Raw genomic sequence first — 976 nt, forward strand, 5'->3', positions numbered from 1 at the left:
CACCTGCTTTAATAGCGCCATCTAACTGCTCTTGCAAATTCTGCGCTGCACTTTTTGATGACATCGGTCCAATGAAAGTTTTTTCATTATGCGGATCCGCTAGGCTCATTCCACGTACCGCGTCGGTAAAGCCTTTAACAAACTGATCATATACGCTATCAACGACAATTAAGCGTTTGGCTGCATTACAAGCTTGGCCGGTGTTACCAAAACGACCCTCAATAGCTCCTTCAACAGCTTGCTCAATATCAGCATCTGCTGCCACAATAAAGGCATCAGAACCACCAAGCTCTAAAACGACCTTTTTAAGCGCGCCGCCCGCTATTTTTGCAACTGCTTGTCCTGCGCGCTCAGAGCCTGTTAATGAGACGCCTTGGACTTTACTGTCTTCAATAATGGTCGCCGCTTGCTCATTGGTAGCAAAGACATTGTTATACACACCATCAGGCAGGCCTGCGTCTTTTAGGATATCAACGATGACTTCTGCGGTATTCGGGCACTGGGGCGCATGCTTTAGAATAATGGTATTGCCTGCCATGACGTTCGGCGCGACAAAACGTGCGACCTGATAATGAGGGTAATTCCACGGCATAATGCCAAATAATGTACCAACTGGCAACTTTTCTACAGACGCTGAACCTTGATCAACATCGATCGTATTCGGTGCCAATAGTTGCTCAGCATTGTCTGCATAGTAGCGATAAATTTCAGCGACCAAGCCGATCTCACCTTTTGCTTGCCCAACAGGTTTACCCATCTCATTGGCAACGATACGTGCAAGCTCATCTTGACGATCAATATAGATGTCAGCGACTTTATTCATTATCGCACTACGTTCGCTAAGAGAGGTTTTTTGCCACTCTTGATAAGCATTGTCTGCTTGTTCAATAGCATGCTGAATATCTTGCTCAGTCGCTGTTGGGTAGGTGGCTTCGATTTCACCAGTCGCGGGGTTGCTAACTTGATAGTCGCTCAT

At 46.4% G+C, this 976-nt stretch carries 1 protein-coding gene; it reads right to left on the reverse strand.

Features of this window, described 5'->3' with window-relative positions; translation table 11 throughout:
- Positions 1 to 976, reverse strand: a 976-nt coding sequence (locus ACS8FD_RS17240) for an aldehyde dehydrogenase family protein (RefSeq protein WP_439276749.1), incomplete at both ends; no start/stop codon positions are given.

The organism is Psychrobacter sp. 1U2 (assembly GCF_051847575.1).